Raw genomic sequence first — 20,471 nt, forward strand, 5'->3', positions numbered from 1 at the left:
ACAGTGGCCTGCCGCTGTTCCATCTCTTTTTTTATGTATTTTCTTTGATAACGCCGTTGCGGTACGATTGAAGAAGCGCGGAAAGCTCCTGAATCTGAGAATTCAGCTCGACTCCCGTGTCGGTATCCGCGACCGTGACGCGCTGTTTAATAGCTTCCACAACCATCACTTTCGGTGAATCCTCCCCGTACAGAGTACCCGGTTTTAAGGGCTGATGCTCGGCAAGAGCCAGATAGCGGGAATTCGCGATAAAAGTATATCCGCCGATGCCCGTTTGTTTTTGGTAGGATTTCGAAATGCCGCCGTCGATCATAAACAATCGCCCGCCGCCCTTGACAGGGCTTTCGCCCTGCTTCAATTTTACCGGTACATGACCGTTTATAACATGCGAGTCGGCAGGGTCAAGACCAAATTCCCGCAGTATTTTTTCACATGGTTCGCGCTGCTCGATAAAATGATAATACGGATTCATTTTTTCTTCATGGGTTGCCGGGGCCTCAATAAAGTATCTTTCAAAAGTGGACATTTTACTCTTTCCAAACAACGGAGATTTGACTCCACACCACAGGTACCACATCATATCCTGCGCGTTTTCTCGTTCCGGGGTGCCATCCGGGGCAAAATAAGCCTCTCTGACCACGGAGTCAAGATATTCCAGAAGCTCCCTGCCTTTTCTCCTGCGTCCGCCAAGTCCTACCGTGTCAAATTCGCCGTCCTGGGTCATGGGGATGCAACCGTGATAGAGGAGGTTTGAATTCATACGCAAATACATACTGCCGTGTGAATAAAGAAAGCGGATATGCTTTTGAAGGCGCTCGCTGTGACGAAACGAATAGGTGATCGCCTTCATCAGTTCTTTTTCTTCTTTGGTCAATTCCAATGGATTTTTGGGGTCGACCGTAGGGAACGATTTGTCCCGAAGCGGATAAACGGTTCCATCAAGATGAATCATGCCGTTTTCAAAATCGATCTCTTTCAAAAGAAGACGGCTGCTCATTTTATATTCCGGATGCTTTTCAATCAGCTGCCCCTCCAGTTTAAACTGGATGACGGCGATTGCCTTGTGCATTTTGGCTGCAAGAGAAAGATCGACGGGATCGTAGAGATTTTCGTCAAGAATATGCGGGGTAAAATATTCGCACGGGTCGTCTCGGTAAACACGTTCGGCAAAAGCGGAGAGGGGTCTCAGATTAATCCCGTATCCATCCTCCAAAAGGTCAAACGTATTGTAGCTGATTCCCAGCCGGACGACGTTCGCCATCAGCGCTCTGTTGCCGGAAGCAGCTCCCATCCACGAGATATCGTGATTGCCCCACTGAATGTCAATGTCGCGAAAATCTCCGAGCGCGTCCAGAATGGAATCGGGGCGGGGACCGCGGTCGTAAATATCGCCGATGATATGCAGCCTGTCAATCAAAAGCTGCTGAATGAGATTGCATAAAGCGGTAATGAATTCCACACTCATGCCCGTCTGCACAATCGACTTGATGATTTCACTGTAATAATGGGGCTTGTTTTTGCCGCCGTCAGCGTGCAGAAGCTCGTCAATAATATAGGCAAAGTGTTCCGGGAGTTTCTTTCGAACCTTGGAACGCGTATATTTTGACGCCGCCTCTTTGCAGACTTCCACCAGCCGGTAGATTGTGATGCGGCACCAGTCGTCAAATCCTGACTCGCGTCTTGCCGCGCGGGCAAGCTCCGGTTCCGGATAATAAATCAGCTTGGCAAGCGCCGTGCGTTCCTCTTCAGAAATTGACTGCTCAAATAATTCGTCAATTTTTTTTCTGACGACGCCGGAAGCACTTTTTAATTGAAACAGAAACGCCGCGTGTTCACCGTGCAGGTCACTGAAAAAATATTCGGTTCCTTTCGGAAGGCTCATGATTGCTCGAAGGTTGATAATTTCAGAAGCGGCCGCTTCGGCGTCCGGGTATTTTTTGGCAAGCAGCTTTAAATAATGTTCATCAGTCATCTGATTCTCTCCCATTCATTTTTCTCGGCTTCTTTATTCCGTACTGGAAAAGAAACATTACGGGCACTGTTTTGCACTGTGAAAACAAAGGAAAGTATGCTATACTTGAGACAATACAAACCGGGAGGCGCGAATGATTTGGGATACAAAGAAGAATTCGAAGCGATTTATTTAGAGAAAATTAAGAGGGACGGTGCGGCGGAGCTTCTTTCCTGGCTGAATTCCACGGATTTTTTCACGGCACCTGCCAGTACGAAGTTCCACTGCGCCTGTCTGGGCGGCCTTGTGCAGCACAGCGTAAGCGTATACCGCGTGATGATGGAAAAGCATTTCGACCCCGCGGCAGACAACGAAGAAAGCTTCGCGATCTGCGCCCTGCTTCATGACGTATGCAAGGCTCAGTTTTATAAAAAAGGTACCAGAAATGTGAAAAACGAGGAAACCGGGGCATGGGAAAAACGTCCCTATTACTCAATTGAAGACAGCTACCCCTATGGGCACGGGGAAAAATCAGTCTTCTTAGTCGAACGGTTTTTACGGCTGAAAACCTCCGAGGCCATCGCGATTCGCTGGCATATGGGCGGATTTGACGATTCGGCAAAAGGCGGGAGTTTTGCAATCAGTCAGGCCTATGAAAAATATCCGATTGCCGTCAAGCTTCACTTGTCCGATCTTGAGAGTACATATCTGCGGGAGAAGGGTACTTCCGCAATTCACCGCAAATAACTGCTTCGTCCGTATTTTTCAGCCGCCGATTTTTCGGCGGCTTTTTATCTTTTCTATGCTGATTAACAGTACTATTATAACATGAAAAGATAAAAAATGTATTGACAAATCGAAAATATGCTGTATTATTGTACTATACAATTAATACAATAATACAAGGAGAAGAAAGCATGAAAGAAATTGTATTTCAGTCACGGTCGCTTGTACGGCGGTTTGGCGCTTTTACAGCTGTCGACGACATGAACGTTGAATTAAAAAAAGGCGATATCTTTGCACTGGTAGGGCAGAACGGAGCGGGTAAGACAACGCTGCTCAAAATGATCTGCGGACTTACTCCGCCGACCTCCGGCTCGATGGAACTGTTCGGATACTCCGGGACGAAAGATTTGGAACGAGCGCGCAGGCGCATCGGCAGCATTATTGAAACACCCGGATTTTACCCCTATCTTTCGGCATGTCAAAACCTGGAGTATTACAGAATTCAGCGGGGGATCAGCAGGAAAAACAGCGTGGAAGAGGCTTTGCATTTTGTTGGACTGGACACGGTCGGCAATAAAAAATTCAAGAGTTTTTCCCTTGGGATGAAACAGCGTTTAGGTCTTGCGCTCGCAATTTTAAACGACCCTGACTTTCTGGTTTTGGATGAACCGATCAACGGCTTGGATCCGGTGGGAATCCGTGAATTCCGTGAAATTTTGTTGAAGTTGAATCACGAAAAGGAAACGACCATCCTGGTTTCCAGTCATATTTTAGGGGAACTGTCTCAGATCGCGACACGGTACGGGTTTATCAGCAGCGGGCGTTTGGTGGAATGCCTGACTGCAGAAGAGCTTGAAATGAAATGCCGCGTTACTCTGAAACTGGAAGTGAATAATTCCGCAAAAGCGGCGGCTGTTCTAACGGATCGTTTCTCCATGAAGCAAATCGAGGTTCTGGATGAGACCAATCTTCTGCTTTCTGAAGGCCTGGATCAGCCGGAGCTTGTGGTAAAAGCGTTGGTGGAATCCGGAATTTTGGTGTCACAGGCTTATCGTACCGGAGTCAATCTGGAAAATTATTTTATTGATTTGATTGGAGGAAAACAAATTGCTTAAACAGATGCGCGCGGATCTTTACAAAGTGTTTCACCGTCCGTTCTTTTACTTTTTACTGGCCGGCATGGTCGTTCTCGCTTTTTTCGTCAATTTTTCCCTGTCAAAGGTTTCTTCCATGAATTCAGTTTATGATTCATGGATCATTGTTTTGATGTATTTTCTATCCTGGCCTGTCCTTTTGATGCCGATCCTGATCGATCTGGTCAGCGCAGAGGAGTATAAGGAGCACACGCTTAAAAATACCATTTCCTATGGAATGAACCGCGCCAAACTATATTGCTCCCAAATTGCCGTATCAACGATTCTTGGCGTTTTGGTCGGAATCGTCGCCCTTGGCACATACTGTGGAAGCTCCCTGATTTTTTTAAAAAGTGATCCGTCTTTCACCACGGCGTTCACTGCGGATTTTTTCAGCAGGGTAGGCATCAGCTGCATCGGGTACGCGGCTGCGATTCCAATCGCCGCGTTTTTTGCGATGATTCTTCAAAAAAATTCGCTGTTTGTATTTGCCTTTTACGCGGTCATCTTTCTGCCGCAGCTTCTTTTGAAGCTCGTCCACCTTTCCTACCTGAGCAAATATTTGCTGATGCCGCAGTTCAGTATGCTTGCATCGGGTACCAATCAGCAAATGCTGAGTTCTTCCCTGGTTTTTATTATTACAGCAATTTTCTTTATTATTTTGGGCGCGGTGTTTTTCAGGAAAAAAGATATTTGCTGAATCCCGCGATTTGCTCTTGACAGAAGCGGAAAAGTATTGTATAACTGTATTAATGTATTAGTACAATGGTTCATTCGGAGGTGAGAAAATGGCATGGGATTTAAAATCCGACAGACCGATTTATTCCCAACTGGTTGAACAGATTCAATTAATGGTGGTTTCAGGAATCTATGCGGCCGGATGTAAACTACCGTCAGTTCGGGATATGGCTGCCGAAGCTTCGGTAAATCCAAATACGATGCAGAGAGCGCTCTCAAAGTTGGAAAGCGATGGGCTTCTTTATTCGCAGCGCACAAGCGGACGATTTGTAACGGAGGATGTTCAAAAAATTATGCAGACGAAAAATGATCTTGCGGCAGATCTGATCAACGACTTTATACAGAAGATGAATCGTCTTGGGTTCGACAGAGAACAGACCGTAAGCCTGTTGAACCGAATGATTAAGGAGGAAGGGCAGAATGGATAGCATACTCGAGTGTCGCAGCCTGGTAAAATATTTTCCGGGATGCCTTGCGCTCAATTCCGTCAACCTGACGGTTCCGAGGGGTAGAATCGTCGGCCTGCTTGGCCCGAACGGAAGCGGAAAGAGCACATTAATTAAACTTGCCAACGGACTGTTAACCCCAAATGCCGGGCAGATTCTGGTTGGGGGAATGGCCCCCGGTGTTGAGACAAAAAAAATTGTTTCTTATTTGCCGGAGCGCACTTATCTGAATGACTGGATGAGCGTTCAGACCATGATCGATTATTTCGGTGATTTTTATGAAAATTTTAATAAGTCAAAGGCTTTCGATATGCTGCAAAGGCTTCATATTAATCCCGGTGACCGTTTGAAGACAATGTCGAAGGGAACCAAAGAGAAGGTTCAGTTGATTCTTGTGATGAGCCGGGAAGCCCAGCTTTATATTCTCGACGAACCGATCGGCGGCGTCGACCCCGCCGCGCGCGATTATATTCTTGATACAATTATAGGAAATTACAGCGAAAACGCCACGGTCCTTATTTCGACTCACCTGATTACCGACGTGGAGAAGATTTTGGATGATGTCATCTTTATCAATATGGGCAACATTGTTCTGACTTCCACCGTTGACGATATCAGAGAGAAAGAAGGAAAGAGTGTCGATGCACTTTTCAGGGAGGTGTTCAAATGTTAGGCAAACTTCTGAAATATGAATTTAAAGCAACTGCGCGGACATTTCTCCCGATTTATGGATTGATTCTCGTTCTGGCCATTATTAACAAGTTGTTCTGGAATCAGAGTATTGATAATTTTGAAATTCCCCGCATGATCTCAATGTCCGTTTATATTATGCTGATTGTGGCGGCTTTTGTCGTTACACTGATTGTCACGATCCAGCGCTTCAATAAAAATCTTCTCGGCGACGAAGGGTACCTTTCGTTCACTTTACCGGTGAAGGCGCATTACCATATCGACTCAAAAATGATTGTCACATTGATCTGGTCCGCTCTGAGCATTGTCGTTTCCGCTGTCTCCGTCTTTATTATGGTGGTAAACCCGGAGGTGCTGACCCAGTTCAGCCGCATGTGCGCCGGCATTGGGGAGGCCTATCGGCAATACGGTCTGTCCGCGCATCTGATTGCAATCGAAGTGATCATACTGACCATTCTCAGCTTCCTGTCAAGCATCGTCGAGATTTATGCGGCGATCGTCGTAGGGAATCTGGCGGGGCGTCATAAATTACTGGCCGGCGTCGGCGCGTACCTTGGGTTCGGCATTTTTGAGCAGATTATCACATCCTTGCTTTTCAACGGGTTTAATCGTCAGATTGAAGAGTACTTTCAATCGTTCCATTATTCAAACAACCTGTTTCCGGCGGAGCCCGCTGAGGTTGCCCTTTTGGTAATAATTCTGTATACTGCGGCTTTCGGTTTTGCCTTTTATTTCTTTACAAACTGGATGCTGACCAGAAAGCTGAATCTGGAGTAACAAGTGCTGAGTCACTGAAATTAACGTTAATAATTGCGAATGGATGGTCCGGCTTAGGCCGGGCCATTTTTAACGTAGCTTTAAAGGATAAGATCAGAATGATTCGAAGTGCTTTCCGGCATATAAAATCAGAATGTTCCGCATCCCGATAGTTCCGGAATAATCCATAAAAAACCTGCTCATTCGGACAGCGATTTCACCAAGTGAACACTTGTAAAAAAAACAGTGGGATGATATAATAAAACAAACAAATGTTAAAATTTTAACATTGTATGCCGACTACAAATTGAATGAGGGAATCTATGAAATTCGAGTACGATAATGAAGCCAAACAGCTGAAATTCGAGGTCTTGACAAGAGTTGCCCGATACACATATGAAGGTACTCTGGAAGATCACCTGGACGAGATGCCGTACGATATTATTCCGGGACCTCTTCCAACATTCCGCTGCTGTGTTTACCGGGAAAGAGAGATTATCAGGGAACGCATGGTTTCAGCCCGGGGCGGTAATCTGCCGGGCCAGGGGGAACTGAACATTATCGGCATTCTGCCGGCTGCTTGTGAAGGATGCCCGATCAGCAGGTTCCGCGTTACGGACAACTGCCAGCACTGCCTGGCCCAGAAATGCCGCGAAGCCTGCCCCTTCGGCGCAATTTCCATCACCCCGAAAGGAGCGTATATTGATCCTCAAAAATGCAGGGAATGCGGGCGCTGTGCCGCTGCATGCCCCTATAACGCCATCTCGGACACCATGCGCCCCTGCGTTCGTTCCTGCCCGGTCAGCGCGATCGGCAAGGATCAGTATAAAAGGTCCGTCATCGACTACTCCCGTTGCATCAGCTGCGGAGCCTGCATGAAGAACTGCCCCTTCGGCGCCATTACCGACAGGTCCCAGATTGTTCAGATCATCGAGGCAATAAAAAGCGGCGTGAAGGTCGTCGCCTGTTTCGCGCCGGCCGCGGAAGGCCATTTCGGCACGGCAAGCGCGGGTATGCTGAAAAGCGCCCTGAGAAAACTGGGCTTTGCAGACGCGCTGGAGGTTTCCCTTGGCGCCGATGCCGTCGCGGAACATGAAGCCCGGGAATTGAAAGAAGCTTTGGAAGCGGGAAGAAAAATGACCACGTCCTGCTGCCCTGCGTTTGTCGAGCTGATTGAGAAGCATTATCCCAAGCTTAAGGGAGTCGTCTCTCATACCATATCCCCCATGACGGCTACCGCCCGTTATCTGCGGCTTCAGGATCCACAGACGAAAGTTGTATTTGTCGGACCGTGTGTTGCGAAGAAAAATGAAATACAAAAGGTTCCCGATACGGCGGACTATGTTCTCACGTTTGAAGAATTGGCAGCCATGTTTACGGCCCGCGACATCGATGTGGAATCGGAGCAGGAATCGGAGCAGGATGGCAGCCGCGCGGGAAAAGGGTTTGCACAAAGCGGCGGAGTGTCCGGTGCTGTCGGCCAGGTTTTTCAGGAGGAAGAAATCGATTTACCGTTTTCCTGCGTAAAATGCAACGGCATCCAGGAATGCAAAAAAACTCTCTCGGTTCTGAACGCGGGCCGTCTTCCGGAAAATTTCGTGGAGGGAATGGCCTGTGAAGGCGGTTGTATTGCGGGGCCCGCCGGAATTGAGGCGCCGATGAAGATCCGGAAAAACCGGACGGCAATCCTGGCAAAGGCGGACAGCCGATCGATTTCGGAAAATATTAAGGTAAAACATGATTTCTCACAGATTAAAATGGAATAATTGCTGTAAATGTGATATCCTCATATTGAGGTGATTCCGGATGAGTGAGATTGCGATTCATACGCAAAAACTGGGTAAATCCTATGACGGCACCGTTTATGCACTCCATGATCTTTCACTGGAGATTCCAACCGGTGCCGTCTTTGGTTTTCTTGGCCCAAACGGGGCGGGAAAAACTACAACGATAAAACTTCTGTCGGGACTTTTGAAGTCAACGGAAGGGTCCTGTACCGTGCTTGGATTTCAGCCGGAAAAGAAACCGTCGGAGCTGCACCGAGTCTGCGGCGTCGTAACCGAGACCGCCAGAATGTACGGTCGGCTGACCGGCATGGAAAACATGATGTTTTTCGGACAGGCCCTGGGACTGGAACGAAGAGAAAGCAGGCAGCGGGCGGAAATACTATTGAAAAGTCTGGATTTGTGGGATTCGCGCGACAAAAAACTTGCGGATGATTCGACGGGAATGGTTCAGCGCCTGTCGTTGGCCCGAGCCATGATTGCCAAACCAAAGCTGCTTCTTTTGGATGAACCGACAAACGGACTCGACCACGAATCGCTGCTTCATGTTAACTCGATGATACTGGACCTTGCCCGTCGGGAAGGCGTAACGGTTTTTCTTTGCACGCACCAGCTTCGTTATGCGCAGGATCTGTGTGACAGCTTTGGAATTATCAGCCGGGGTCAAATGCTTGCATGCGGCGATCTGGAGTCCCTCAGCCGTGAAGTCGGGCTTTCTCTTCAGGCACGGTTTCGGCTGCGTGAGGGTCAGATACCGGACGAACTGCAACGGGCGGATGATGAAACGTGGGGCAGGGACATTGCCGATGAGGAAGAAATGCCGAAGCTAATAAGCGGTCTGGTTTCTTCCGGTAATGAGATCTTTGAAGCGAAGCTGGTTCGTCCTTCGCTGGAAGACATCTATTCCAGATTTGTGGAGCTGAGGGGGAACGGAAAGTGAAAATTTTGTCTCCCGCCGAAAAAGCGCTGGCCTTCAAAGATTTTGGGGATATCTGGGATAATAAGACGTCGCGGAGCGTTCTTATCGTTGTTCCCCTGGTTATGGTTTTACTGCTGCCGGTCGTTTTTCTGATCTTCTTTCTGAATGTCCCGATGAGCAGAATGAACGGGGTAGAACAAATGCTTCTGCTTCTGCACGCACAGGCATCCGGAATGGATGAACGTCAGGGTATGTTTTATTTGATGACGAACATGATCTGCCCGATGTTTTTTTTAATGATTCCTCTGATGTCGTCCAGTGTGTCCGCGGCGTACAGCTTTGTCGGGGAAAAGGAGCACGGCACTTTGGAAACTCTTCTGCTCACCCCGCTGGGCGTCCGGAAAATACTGAAAGCAAAGGTGCTGGGTTGCGTCCTTCTTTCCGCCGTTGTGACCTCCGTTTCGTTTGTCCTTTTTTCCATTGTCATCGCCGTTGGAGACCTTATGCTTGCCATGCCGTTCTATTTTAACTGGAGCTGGCTTGTCCTTGCTTTTCTGCTTTCTCCGGCGGTTATTATTTTCGGCGTTGTGTTTATGGTTCTGGCATCTGCGAAAAGTAAAAGTTATACGGAATCGGTTCAGACCTCCGCTTATCTTGTCCTTCCCATCGTACTGCTGTTTACAGGGCAGTTTACCGGTTTGTTTCAGGTTGGGGCGGAGCTGCTGCTTTTAATATCCTGCGTCCTGCTTGCGGTGGATTTTTTGATCTGGTTTCTTACGGTCCGCCTGTTTACTCCCGAAAAACTGCTGCGTTAGTTGCCTGAATCAAAATTTCGGATTATAATAAAGGTATCTTTAGGAAATTTGAAAGGGAGTAAAATAAGGTTGGCTGCGGATTTGCACTGTCACACAAAAATGTCCGACGGTTCGGCGGGAATCGACGAAATTGTATTATTGGCTGAAAGAAGCGGAATTCCGGTGATTTCCGTAACGGATCATGACACCTTTTCCGGTTCGGTTCGGGCCGGCGTGATCGGAAAACGTCATGGGGTTACGGTGATTCCGGGGGCGGAGTTATCCTCGACAGATCCTTCCACGGGCCGCAGAGCACATATTCTTTGCTACTTCTGCAAGCGCCCGGAGCGCTTGGAATGCCTGTGCAAGCAGATGAGGGAGGAGCGCGGTCACGCGGCGGCGGCCATGCTGCGCCGAGTCACTGAGATTTATCCCATTTCACAGGAGATGGTGATGCGCCGCGCAAAAGGGAGCACGGCGGTTTATAAGCAGCATATTATGCATGCGCTGATGGATGCCGGTTTTGCGGGTGAAATTTACGGTGAGGTTTACAGTCGTTTGTTCAGCCCGCAAAATGGTCTTGCCTATGTACCGGTTCATTACCCTGAAGTGCACGATGTCATCAAGAGAATTCATGAAGCGGAGGGAATTGCTGTTCTGGCCCATCCCGGCGAATACGACAGTTACGGACTTTTGGAACAGCTTGCCCGGGATCACGAAATTGATGGAGTGGAAGTCTGGCACCCCAAGAACAAGGAGGGCGACGAACAGCTGTTCACAGAAATCGCGAGCAAATACGATTTGATTATGACCGGCGGAACAGATTTTCACGGTATGTACAAAAAAGAAGCACAGCCGCTCGGCACCTGCATGACTCCGGACGACCAGCTTGAAAAGTTGATGAAAATCGGGGCGAGCTTATAAGTTAACCATGTAAGGAGAGAATACGTTGCAATACAGATATAAAACAAGAGGAACCTGTTCCACCGAAATGATGATTGATCTGGACGGAGATACGATCCGTTCCGTTAAAATAACTGGAGGCTGCAGCGGAAACCTGCAGGGAATCTGTGCTTTGGTTCAGGGCCAAAAGGCTGAGGACGTTATTCGACTCCTTCAGGGAATCCGCTGCGGCCTGAAACCGACTTCCTGCCCCGATCAGCTGGCAAAAGCCCTCACACTGGCCAGGGAAAAAAGTCCGGAAACATAAGCTGGGGGCTGCGGATCAATGATCGCAGCCCTTTTTTGTACTTAGCAACCGCAGCCGCCGCAATTGTCGCCGCATCCGCCGCAGCTTCCACCGCCGGCACAGCAGACCCAGATGATGAGCAGGATGATAACCCAGGTGCAACTATTGTTACCGCAGCCAAAGAAACCATTGTTACACATTATTAATTTCCTCCTTTCGGTTTACAGTATATAATATTGCAATCGAACAAATCGTGTTACAAGTTTTCTTGCGATGGACATTTAAAAAATTTAGGCCGGCATGAGGCAGTGGGGGTGAGTAATCATGCTATGTGAGTCCTGCGGGCGAAATCCGTCCGTGATTCGAGTCAAAGCGATTGTCAATGGGGAACCGGTGGAGTACGCGCTCTGTGCGGAATGTGCCCGCGAATTGGGCTATGCCAACCTGTTGTTTGTGTTGGGGTTCGAAAATGACGGTGTTTTAAACGACTTTTTCCCCGGGCGGCCAAATGAAGACGAAGCGCTGAGATGCCGCTGCTGCGGCGCGTCTTTTCAAGATATATTACGCAGCGGAAAAGTCGGCTGTGCGGAATGCTACAGAACCTTCGCCACCCAGCTTGCGCCTTTTATCCGAAGAATTCACGGCAGCGTTTCCCATCGGGGCAAGACGGCGGGAGGGGGAGATTTGCCGCAGGTAGCACCCAAAGCGCAGCTCAGCGTGATGCACCAACGTCTCCGTGAAGCAATTCAAAGCGAGGATTTTGAACAGGCGGCGGTCCTGCGCGACCGGATTCACGAAATGGAGGACGGCGAAAAATGAAAAAATGGTATGAAGCGGCAGCGCAGGACGCCGATGTCTCATCGGGGACTTTTATCAGCCTTGCGCGTAATCTGGAGGGCGTGCCATTTCCGTCGAGAATGAGCATGTCCGACCGCCGTTTTGTCTGGGATAAAGTTCGAGAGACTCTGCTGAAAGCGGAGGATACGGAATACGGACGCTTTACGAAAATTCCTCTTGAGTCTATTCCCAGTGTGCACGCGGTTTCTTTGGCGGAAGCCGGCTTAATCAATGCGGAGACAGTAACGGACCGGGTTGGCTGCGGTTTAATCACAACGCAGGATGAATCTCTTTCCGCCGCTGTCAACGGGGAAGACCATCTGACGATTCTGTCGAAAGCAGCCGGTTTACAGCTTCAGGAAGCCTACTCTAAAGCGGATGGGTTGGACACGTTTCTTGACAGGAGTTTATCCTTTGCATTTGACCGCCAGCTCGGGTACTTAACGCAGAATCCGTTTCACCTTGGAACCGGAATGGTCGCGTCCCTGCGGCTTCATCTTCCTGCTTTGCTGGAATCCGGATCAGTGGGAAGAATCGCCCAAAATCTTGCAAAACTGGGGCTGACCCTTCGCAGCGTTTACGGCTCGGAATCAAATCCCCGCGGGGCATTTTTTCGCCTTTCCAATCAGGTTACAATGGGCCTTTCGGAGCAGGAGGCTCTTACAAATCTTTCCAGCATGGCGAATCAAATCATCTCCCGCGAACGAAAAATGAGGGAAGACCTGATTCATCAGGTTTCCGTACAGGATACGGTACTGAGGAATCTGGGCGTCCTTCAAAACGCAAGACTTTTGTCATTTGACGAATTTCTGGAGCGGGCCAGCGCGGTTCGGTTTGGGATTACATCCGGACTGGTCGGAGGTATTTCCGTCTTCGATATGGATACATTGATTTATAGAGTCCAGCCGGCGACTTTGACTTTTGAAAGCGGCGAGGCAATGACTGAGGAAGAACGTCAAAAGCATCGCGCATGTAAAGTACGCGATGCGCTGAAACAAGGAATGGAGGATTCCTAATGGGGGTTGGGTTTGATGATACTGTAAATCCGGAACTCGCGGCCGCATTATTTTATTTGTTGGGTGAGTCTGTTCCCCACGATCCGAAACTTGAAAAGGAGGCCGGCCGCATCTGGGATTCCACGAATGACAGGCAGCGGCTTCTTTTGAAAATTATTGAGTTATGCGGTGAACCGGTTGAGCCTCGTGAGCTGTATCTGTGTGAAAAAGCATTCAGCTGGCTTGGCGAAAGCTACAGCAGGCAAACCATCCAATACGCGAATCGGTATTTGGAAAGCAAAGGGTGGGATGCTCTCTTCGGAAGAGCGGAGATGGTCGAAGGAATCCAGGTGGATTACGGAGAATCGAGAAGAGCCGGAGTCCTGATTGACCTGGCCAAGGCGTTGGAGGAAACAGGCCGGTTGGAAGAGGCGTATTCAAAATATTTGGATGCGTATGATCTGGCTCCGTACAACGCGATGATCGCCGTAAAGGCTGCCGAGGTGTTGGCAAGCAGCAGAGGACGTAAAGAGGCTTTGAATTTTCTGCTTCAGCAGCGAAACAGCCTTTATTATGAACCGGTTAAATACAAAGACTCTGCGGGCAATGTCCACAGAAACAACATCTTTCAGGAACTGATCGAATCTCAAATTATTAAAATGCAGGGAAAAGGTGCCGAAATATAAAAAAGCAGGCTGCCCGGTCATCGGGCAGCCTGTTTGGCTAAGTTTGTCTCAAGGGCTGTGCGTGTTGAAGTCCGTTGCGATTTCTTTTTCACTGTCAGAGGGGGAATAGACAAAACGATCCAAATGGTTTCCGCTGAAAAAATATTTTGGTGCGGCTGGTCGGTAAGAAAAATCGAACGTATCGATAATCACCAGTTTTACTTTCATCCGTGCGGGAAGAATGCTCTTTATGTACACACTCGCCTGCTGCCCGGAAAAAACATCCTCCTTTGTTTCCGCAAGACCGGCAAGGTTGGGTGACAGCTCAACGAAAATCCCGTAGGGTTCCACAGAACGGACGATTCCGGCGACCGTCTCGCCGGCGGAGAACATTGCCACGTTTTCCTCCCAGGTTCCCAACAATTCCTTGTGGCTCAAGGTGATACGGTTGCTTTCCACGGATTTGATCACGGCACGGATATCCATGCCGACCGTAAAGCGTTCTCTGGGATGGTCGATGCGTGAAACGGAGATGGCATCAATCGGAAGCAGCGCGACGATTCCGCAGCCGATATCGGCAAAGGCACCGAAGTTTTCAAGGTGGGTGATGCGGGCGTCGATGACGTCTCCGGGAATCAGATTCGATATATGTTCCTTCATGCATTTTTCCTGTGCGGCACGGCGTGAGAGAATCGCAGTAATGGCGCCGTCGGTTTTTTTTTCAAAACCCGTCACAAGAAAGCAGACAGGGCGGTTTACCCTGGAAATAATAGCAATATCTCGCGTTGTGCCCTCGCGGATTCCGAGGGCCCCTTCTTCGCGCGGAATCATTCCCTTCATACATCCCAAATCCACCAGCAGATTATGCGAGCTGTCGCAAACCAGCGCGCGTCCTTCCAAAATCTGTCCATCCCGGCAGGCGTCGTTAACCGCGGAAATACTTTGAGTTGCCGCGCGGTTTTCAGGTGTGTCAATCATCCAACCTTCCGGATAGTACTCAAACATTTTCTTCCCTCCTTTGATCTTCGTTTATCTATATGCGATATTTTTATGGGTAATACGTAATGAAAAAATTATTAAAATGTAAAAAGTTATTTCTATGCTTGATTCTGCGCCGGTTCTATTATAAAATAGACAAGATAGTGATTTTCGGAAGGATTTCATAATAATGAAAAAAAAGAACGGAATTTTATGTTTTGGCCTTTGCGCCGCCCTGCTTTTTTTGACCGCATGCTCGGGGGCTTCCGCGGGTTCCAACGGAAGGATCCGGCCCGACGATGGGAAAAAAATCGGGTATCAGATGGAACTCCCTCAAAAGGGAGAAGAAATCGCAGTCCTGACAACCAGCAAGGGAACAGTCAAAATCAGACTGTTTCCGGATGCCGCGCCAAAGGCGGTCGAGAATTTCAAGGGACTGATTCAGAAGGGTTACTATAATAATCTTACCTTTCACAGGGTAATTAATCATTTTATGATTCAAACCGGCGACCCCAAGGGGGACGGCACCGGCGGGGAAAGCATCTGGGGCAAGGAATTTGCCGATGAATTCAACCGAAATTTACTGAACCTGCGCGGAGCTGTTGCCATGGCGAATTCCGGCAAAGACACAAACGGCAGCCAGTTTTTCGTGAATCAGGCGAACGTCTCCGATTTTTCGGGCTGGGATTATTATCAGCAGGCATATCAAGTCTATCAGCAGAATCCGGAAGCCTTTCTTGCAAAGTACAATACCAATTGGATTGATATGAGCAAGGTTACGCAGGAATATAAGGCCGCTTACGAGAAATACGGCGGAAATCCGGCTTTGGACGGTTACTATAATGTTGTCGAACAGGGGTACACCGTGTTTGGGCAAGTCTTCGACGGCATGGACGTGGTGGATCAGATTGCTTCCGTTTCAACGGACGGCAATAACAAACCGGATGAAGCGATCTCCATTCAAAAAGCGCAAATTGTCAAATACGAGGGATAGGAGGTTCCGACATGGATGAAAAGGATAAAAACGAACAGGGTCGCCCATATTCCGAACAGGGACAGCCTCCCACGCCGCCGCCGGGTTATGGCAGGCCTTTCACCGGTGCTGACTGGGGGAATGCCTATCGGGACCCTTATTCCGGGGCTCCGCAAAATTGGCAGCGCAGAAATCCTGTGACCGGGCCGTCGCCGTCCAATGATGAAAAAGCGTTTTCCATTCTGGCCTACATCGGGATTCTCTGGCTTGTGGGATTGCTTGCCGATCGGGAGAACAAAAACGTCATGTTTCATGTCAATCAGGGGATCATCCTCAGCATTTTTGAATTTGCGCTGACTTTTTCCCTGTCGATCATAAAAGCGATCATCCAGTCGGTATTCGGCTTCGCTTTTTCCGGAATCGGGATTTTATCCTGGACGGGTACGGCTTTCAGCGGGCTGTTGTCGTTTACAGCCTGGTGTCTTGTGGTTTCATACATTATCATCGGCGTGGTCCGCGCGGCGCAGGGAAAGAACGAGCCTTTGCCGCTGATCGGCAGCCTTTTTACCGTTGTACATTAATTTTATAAGCTTATCGCCCGTTACAATGATAAAATATGGGCGATATCATTTTTTTATTGATAAATGCGGCTAATATAGTGAAATAATATAGATAGATGATGGAGGGCAATATGGCAGCAAAGTATGTATTTGTAACAGGCGGTGTGGTTTCAGGACTTGGAAAAGGAATCACGGCGGCGTCTTTGGGGCGTCTTCTGAAATCCAGAGGACTCAGGATCACAATGCAGAAATTTGATCCTTATCTAAATGTTGACCCAGGTACGATGAATCCGTTTCAGCACGGAGAAGTTTTTGTCACCGACGACGGAGCAGAAACCGACCTTGATTTGGGCCATTACGAGCGTTTTATCGACGAAAACCTGACTCAGAACAGCAATGTGACGTCCGGACGGGTCTATTGGAGCGTGATTCAGAAGGAGCGCAACGGCGACTACGGCGGGGGTACCGTACAGGTGATTCCTCATATTACGAATGAAATTAAATCCCGCATTTACGCAGGCAAGGAAAATGTGGACGTTGCGATCATCGAAGTCGGGGGAACGGTAGGGGATATTGAAAGCCAGCCGTTTCTGGAGGCGATCCGCCAGTTTGCCACCGAAGTCGGCCGTTCCAACTGTCTGTTTATACATGTGACTCTTGTTCCGTATCTCGCCTGCTCCCATGAGCATAAATCCAAACCGACCCAGCACAGCGTCAAAGAGCTTCTTTCCATTGGGATTCAGCCCGATATTATCGTGCTCAGATCGGAAAAGGAAATCGGCGAAGACATTAAAAAGAAAATCGCCCTGTTTTGCAATGTTGCGGAAAACTGTGTGATTGAAAATCTTGATCTTCCGCTTCTGTATTCCATCCCTCTTGCGCTGCGTGAGGAGCGGCTCGATGATATTGTGTGCAAACACTTTGCCCTGGATACGCCGGGCCCGGACCTGACGGAATGGATTTCCATGGTCAACACGGCCATGTCTTCGACAGAGAGTGTCACCATCGCGCTTGTGGGCAAATATATCGAGCTTCACGACGCTTATCTCAGCGTTGCGGAAGCGCTGACACACGGTGGATTCGGCAATAAAGTGAAGGTAAACATCAAATGGGTTGATTCCGAAACCATCAATGCGGAAAATGTATCGGAGATTCTTGCCGATGTGGACGGCGTTTTGGTTCCGGGCGGATTCGGTCAAAGGGGAATCGAAGGGAAAATCTCCGCGATACATTATGCCCGTGTCAACGGCGTTCCGTTTTTGGGCATTTGCCTTGGTATGCAGCTTGCATTGGTGGAGTACGCCCGCTACGTACTCGGCCTGACGGATGCGAATTCCGCGGAGTTTGATCCGCAGAGCACCAATCACGTCATCGACTTGATGCCGGAGCAGAAGGACGTCGTTCAGCTTGGCGGAACCATGCGTCTGGGCAAATACCCGTGCAAGCTGAAGCAGGGTTCGAAGGCGTATCAACTGTATGGGGAAGCACCGCTGATTTATGAACGCCACCGCCACCGTTTTGAAGTCAATAACGATTACAGGGAGCAGTTTGAAGCGGCCGGTGTTGTATTCTGCGGCAGGTCGCCGGACGACCATATTGTTGAAATGATGGAGGTTCCGGAGCATCCGTGGTTCATGGGCTCCCAGTTCCATCCGGAATTCAGGTCCCGCCCGAACCGCCCGCATCCTTTGTTCCAGGGCCTGATCGGCGCGGCTAAAAAGTACCATCAGGAGAACAATGAGCAGATGACCATTTCAGAATAGCACTTCTCGCCGCCCCTGCCTTCTGGGGGCGGTTTTCCGTATTCCGGGTGAATGACGGATAGGATGAAGCGCGCGATTTTATACAGGAAATAGAACGCTGACAGAAAAAGGGAGGAAAAAATGGAAAAACGAACTGATCCGAAAACCGGCGCAGCGGTATCCCTTTTGGGCTTCGGAACCATGAGGCTTCCAAAGCTGTATGACGGGAAAGAGGACATCGATAACCAACCCGCCGAAGCGATGATTGATGAGGCGTACCGCAGCGGCGTTAACTATTTTGATACGGCTTACCCTTACCACGAGGGAATGTCGGAAACCTTTATTGGCCGCGCTTTAAAAAAGTATCCGCGGGAAAGTTTTTTTCTTGCGGATAAAATGCCGGGATGGCTTTTGAAGCGGTCGGGCGATGGGGAACGCATCTTTCAGGAACAGCTCAAAAAATGCCAGGTCGATTATTTCGATTTTTATCTCTGTCATTCCCTGATGAACCCGGACAATTATATCAGTCAATACGAAAAAATTGATACGATTGAATTCCTGCGCCGTCAGAGGCAGGACGGCGCTATCCGCCGCCTCGGGTTTTCTTTTCACGGTACAACAGAAGATCTGCCGCGCATTCTTGACCGCGGAGATTGGGATTTCGTTCAGATACAGCTGAACTATCTGGACTGGGATATTCAGGACGCGAAGACAAAATACCGTATTCTGGAAGAGCGGGGAATCCCCTGTATCGTGATGGAACCGGTCCGGGGAGGAAACCTCTGCACGCTCTGTGAGGAATCGGTTCGCATTTTGCAGGAGGCGCGGCCGGACAAAAGCATCGCTTCCTGGGCGATTCGTTTTGCGGCCTCCCTGCCGGGCGTTCTGACGGTTTTGAGCGGCATGAGCAGCATGGACCAGGTTCGTGACAATGTTGACACCATGAATCGCTTTGAGCCGCTGAGCGGGGAGGAACGCAATGCGCTGGTGCGGTCATTGGATGAATACCTGAAAAACGGGACAATTCCATGCACCGGGTGCCGGTACTGTATGGATTGCCCGCACGGTGTCGATATCCCGGGGGTTTTCTCCGTTTACAACGAATGTGTGACCTCCATGAGAATACCGATCGCGCTCGGCTCACAGGCGGTCGGCAATCAGGAAGCAAAAGCATTTGTGAAGGCGTATGAGATGCTTCCGGAAGAAAAACGGGCTGAAAACTGCGTCGCCTGCGGCGAATGTATGCAGCACTGCCCGCAATCCATTCGAATTCCGGAGCGCATGGCGGAAATCACCAAGCTGATTTCGGAGCTCAGATCCAAGATATAATTAAAAGGCCGTCCCGTTGAGGGGACGGCTTTTATTCGTTCAAGGCCCGGTCTCAAAGGGACGGTTTTATCGATTGTACAATACCTTCCGCAAGGGCGTCAAGGTCCTCAAGATTGTTTTCATTCATGGAGGAATTGATCGTCAACTGGTCGTCCAGGACCTCCATGTCTTTCATTTCGTTCTCTAAAAATTCTCTCATCAACGTTCCGGATTTACAGGCCCAAGAGCCGTTTTCCACAATGGCGACGGTGCGTTTTTGCACGTTCAGAGCTTTCATGTCCATCAGGAAGTTTTTCATCGGCGGGTAAATTCCCAAATTGTAAGTGACGGAAGCCAAAACGATATGGCTCAGGCGGAACGCTTCTGAAATCAGATAGGAGACGTCTGTTTTTGAAACATCATACATCACCACGTTCGGCATGCCTTTTTCAACTATTTTCGTGGCGAGCGCGCCGACGGCGCTTTCCGTATTGCCGTACATGGAGGAATAGACGATCATGACGCCCTGCTCCTCCGGCTCATAACGGCTCCATTTGTCGTATTTGTCAAGAAAATAGCCAAGATTGGAACGCCACACAGGGCCATGAAGCGGGCAAATGATTTTGATATCAATAGTACCGGCCTTTTTCAGCAGTGCCTGGACAAAGGGGCCGTATTTTCCGACAATATTGGTAAAATAACGGCGGGCTTCGTCGATCCAGTCGCGGTCGAAATTTACTTCGTCGTTAAACATTTTACCGTCCAAGGCTCGAAAGGAACCGAAAGCGTCAGCCGAGAAGAGTGCGCCGTTTGTCGTATCAAATGTTACCATGGCTTCCGGCCAGTGAACCATCGGCGCGGCGACGAAAGCGACCGTGTGTTTTCCAAAGCACCGTGTGTCGCCTTCCTTAACCTCTTCCGTCCTGCCGTCTACCTGGAACCCGAACTGGTGCATGAGCATAACGGCTTTTTCGGTTGTGATAATCTTAGCTTTCGGGTAACGCAGCAGAACCTCTTCAATCGAAGCGCCGTGGTCCGGCTCCATATGATTGATGACAAGATAGTCGAGCGGCCTTCCGTTAAGCACATGCTCTATGTTTTGCAGAAGCTGACGGCAGGCCGACCAGTCTACTGTGTCAAACAAAACCGTCTGCTTGTCAAGCAAAAGGTAGGAATTATAAGAGACGCCGTCCGGAATCGGAAAAATATTTTCAAAAAGAGCCAGTCTGTGGTCGTTTGCGCCGACCCAGTACAGATCGTCCGTAATCTCCCTGACATTATACATAG

At 49.2% G+C, this 20,471-nt stretch carries 21 protein-coding genes; 18 read left to right on the top strand and 3 right to left on the bottom strand.

The genetic code is table 11. The features are described 5' to 3' along the window. Positions 1 to 31 precede the first annotated feature (31 nt). On the bottom strand, positions 32 to 1,972 hold the full coding sequence (locus ACLQ3M_RS10755) for a fructose-1,6-bisphosphatase (protein ID WP_411677684.1): 1,941 nt from the start codon (positions 1,970 to 1,972) through the stop codon (positions 32 to 34). Between the two features lie 138 nt (positions 1,973 to 2,110). Here ACLQ3M_RS10755 and ACLQ3M_RS10760 point away from each other — a divergent pair, with 138 nt between their 5' ends. The 14 genes from ACLQ3M_RS10760 to ACLQ3M_RS10825 all read left to right on the top strand — a co-directional run bounded on the left by ACLQ3M_RS10760 (position 2,111) and on the right by ACLQ3M_RS10825 (position 13,644). Next, a complete protein-coding gene (locus tag ACLQ3M_RS10760) occupies positions 2,111 to 2,698 on the top strand; it encodes a hydrolase (protein ID WP_411677685.1) in 588 nt (195 codons plus the stop codon). A gap of 170 nt (positions 2,699 to 2,868) precedes the next feature. Further along, complete coding sequence (locus tag ACLQ3M_RS10765) at positions 2,869 to 3,792, top strand: ABC transporter ATP-binding protein (protein ID WP_411677686.1); 924 nt, start codon at positions 2,869 to 2,871, stop codon at positions 3,790 to 3,792. Then, positions 3,785 to 4,510: an ABC transporter permease gene (locus ACLQ3M_RS10770; RefSeq protein ID WP_411677687.1), complete on the top strand. Its 726-nt coding sequence runs from the start codon at positions 3,785 to 3,787 to the stop codon at positions 4,508 to 4,510. Before ACLQ3M_RS10765 ends, ACLQ3M_RS10770 begins: the two co-directional genes overlap by 8 nt. Positions 4,511 to 4,598: 88 nt before the next feature. Then, a complete protein-coding gene (locus tag ACLQ3M_RS10775; protein WP_411677688.1) occupies positions 4,599 to 4,976 on the top strand; it encodes a GntR family transcriptional regulator in 378 nt (125 codons plus the stop codon). Further along, positions 4,969 to 5,667 (top strand): ABC transporter ATP-binding protein, encoded by a 699-nt coding sequence (locus tag ACLQ3M_RS10780; RefSeq protein WP_411677689.1) that lies wholly within the window; start codon positions 4,969 to 4,971, stop codon positions 5,665 to 5,667. The genes ACLQ3M_RS10775 and ACLQ3M_RS10780 overlap by 8 nt, the downstream gene beginning before the upstream one ends. Next, the gene (locus ACLQ3M_RS10785; RefSeq protein ID WP_411677690.1) at positions 5,661 to 6,461 is read left to right on the top strand and encodes a hypothetical protein; all 801 of its coding nucleotides are present in this window, start codon (positions 5,661 to 5,663) and stop codon (positions 6,459 to 6,461) included. Before ACLQ3M_RS10780 ends, ACLQ3M_RS10785 begins: the two co-directional genes overlap by 7 nt. 302 nt (positions 6,462 to 6,763) lie before the next feature. Then, positions 6,764 to 8,206 (top strand): 4Fe-4S dicluster domain-containing protein, encoded by a 1,443-nt coding sequence (locus ACLQ3M_RS10790; RefSeq protein WP_411677691.1) that lies wholly within the window; start codon positions 6,764 to 6,766, stop codon positions 8,204 to 8,206. A 40-nt stretch (positions 8,207 to 8,246) separates the two neighbouring features. Beyond that, a complete protein-coding gene (locus tag ACLQ3M_RS10795; protein WP_411677692.1) occupies positions 8,247 to 9,164 on the top strand; it encodes an ABC transporter ATP-binding protein in 918 nt (305 codons plus the stop codon). Continuing rightward, the gene (locus ACLQ3M_RS10800) at positions 9,161 to 9,958 is read left to right on the top strand and encodes an ABC transporter permease subunit (protein WP_411677693.1); all 798 of its coding nucleotides are present in this window, start codon (positions 9,161 to 9,163) and stop codon (positions 9,956 to 9,958) included. Before ACLQ3M_RS10795 ends, ACLQ3M_RS10800 begins: the two co-directional genes overlap by 4 nt. A gap of 69 nt (positions 9,959 to 10,027) precedes the next feature. Then, entirely contained in the window at positions 10,028 to 10,861 is an 834-nt protein-coding gene (locus ACLQ3M_RS10805) for a PHP domain-containing protein (protein WP_411677694.1), read from the top strand. A gap of 25 nt (positions 10,862 to 10,886) precedes the next feature. Next, complete coding sequence (locus ACLQ3M_RS10810) at positions 10,887 to 11,147, top strand: TIGR03905 family TSCPD domain-containing protein (protein WP_411677695.1); 261 nt, start codon at positions 10,887 to 10,889, stop codon at positions 11,145 to 11,147. A 303-nt stretch (positions 11,148 to 11,450) separates the two neighbouring features. Further along, a complete protein-coding gene (locus ACLQ3M_RS10815; RefSeq protein ID WP_411677696.1) occupies positions 11,451 to 11,945 on the top strand; it encodes a UvrB/UvrC motif-containing protein in 495 nt (164 codons plus the stop codon). After that, on the top strand, positions 11,942 to 12,979 hold the full coding sequence (locus ACLQ3M_RS10820) for an ATP--guanido phosphotransferase (protein WP_411677697.1): 1,038 nt from the start codon (positions 11,942 to 11,944) through the stop codon (positions 12,977 to 12,979). Before ACLQ3M_RS10815 ends, ACLQ3M_RS10820 begins: the two co-directional genes overlap by 4 nt. Beyond that, the gene (locus tag ACLQ3M_RS10825) at positions 12,979 to 13,644 is read left to right on the top strand and encodes a hypothetical protein (RefSeq protein WP_411677698.1); all 666 of its coding nucleotides are present in this window, start codon (positions 12,979 to 12,981) and stop codon (positions 13,642 to 13,644) included. Before ACLQ3M_RS10820 ends, ACLQ3M_RS10825 begins: the two co-directional genes overlap by 1 nt. A gap of 48 nt (positions 13,645 to 13,692) precedes the next feature. On the opposite strand, the gene ACLQ3M_RS10830 is transcribed toward ACLQ3M_RS10825, so the two are convergent. Next, positions 13,693 to 14,628, bottom strand: a complete 936-nt coding sequence (locus tag ACLQ3M_RS10830) for a S1 RNA-binding domain-containing protein (protein ID WP_411677699.1) — start codon at positions 14,626 to 14,628, stop codon at positions 13,693 to 13,695. 163 nt (positions 14,629 to 14,791) lie between these two features. Here ACLQ3M_RS10830 and ACLQ3M_RS10835 point away from each other — a divergent pair, with 163 nt between their 5' ends. The 4 genes from ACLQ3M_RS10835 to ACLQ3M_RS10850 all read left to right on the top strand — a co-directional run bounded on the left by ACLQ3M_RS10835 (position 14,792) and on the right by ACLQ3M_RS10850 (position 19,205). Then, positions 14,792 to 15,595, top strand: coding sequence for a peptidylprolyl isomerase (locus ACLQ3M_RS10835; RefSeq protein WP_411677700.1), 804 nt, complete (start codon positions 14,792 to 14,794; stop codon positions 15,593 to 15,595). An 11-nt stretch (positions 15,596 to 15,606) separates the two neighbouring features. Further along, on the top strand, positions 15,607 to 16,155 hold the full coding sequence (locus ACLQ3M_RS10840) for a hypothetical protein (protein ID WP_411677701.1): 549 nt from the start codon (positions 15,607 to 15,609) through the stop codon (positions 16,153 to 16,155). Between the two features lie 110 nt (positions 16,156 to 16,265). Continuing rightward, on the top strand, positions 16,266 to 17,897 hold the full coding sequence (locus ACLQ3M_RS10845; RefSeq protein WP_411677702.1) for a CTP synthase: 1,632 nt from the start codon (positions 16,266 to 16,268) through the stop codon (positions 17,895 to 17,897). A gap of 120 nt (positions 17,898 to 18,017) precedes the next feature. Next, positions 18,018 to 19,205, top strand: a complete 1,188-nt coding sequence (locus tag ACLQ3M_RS10850; protein WP_411677703.1) for an aldo/keto reductase — start codon at positions 18,018 to 18,020, stop codon at positions 19,203 to 19,205. 52 nt (positions 19,206 to 19,257) lie between these two features. On the opposite strand, the gene ACLQ3M_RS10855 is transcribed toward ACLQ3M_RS10850, so the two are convergent. Next, positions 19,258 to 20,469, bottom strand: coding sequence for an FprA family A-type flavoprotein (locus ACLQ3M_RS10855; RefSeq protein ID WP_411677704.1), 1,212 nt, complete (start codon positions 20,467 to 20,469; stop codon positions 19,258 to 19,260). Positions 20,470 to 20,471 lie beyond the last annotated feature (2 nt).

It is taken from the genome of Caproicibacter sp., from assembly GCF_046707225.1.
Lineage (GTDB): Bacteria > Bacillota > Clostridia > Oscillospirales > Acutalibacteraceae > Caproicibacter.